Here is a 418-nt window from a genome sequence, read left to right on the forward strand (position 1 = left end):
CTTTGCGTAGAGGGCGTAGTCGATGTACTTCTTCCTGTTCACGTAGTCCATGGTCTTCGGAGCCAGCTCGCGCTTCTCCTCGATGGCGTCCTGAACGACGATGCTGAAGGCGTCGCTTCCGGCTCCAGAACCAAAGGATACCCACAGAATCCTGTCGCCAGGCTTGGCGATGTCGAGAACGGCAGAAACACCGACCATCGTGGCGCCGCTGTATGTATTTCCGATTATTCCAGTGAGCAGTCCCGGGAGGACTTTCTCCTTCGGAATTCCAAGTATCTTCGCGACGGTAAGCGGGAATTTGACGTTTGGCTGGTGGAAAACAGCATAGTCGAAGTCGTTAACGGTTAAACCGAGCTCCTCCATCAGGGTCTTGGCGGCGTTGATTATGTGGTGGAAGTAAGCCGGCTCTCCGGTGAAC

Annotated in this window: 1 protein-coding gene; it reads right to left on the reverse strand. The window is 54.8% G+C overall.

Features of this window, described 5'->3' with window-relative positions; translation table 11 throughout:
• The coding region (locus E3E29_RS11450; protein ID WP_277346710.1) for a 3-oxoacyl-[acyl-carrier-protein] synthase III C-terminal domain-containing protein at positions 1-418 on the reverse strand (418 nt) is incomplete at both ends.

It is taken from the genome of Thermococcus sp. Bubb.Bath (assembly GCF_012027595.1).
In the GTDB taxonomy this organism is placed as follows: Archaea; Methanobacteriota_B; Thermococci; order Thermococcales; family Thermococcaceae; genus Thermococcus.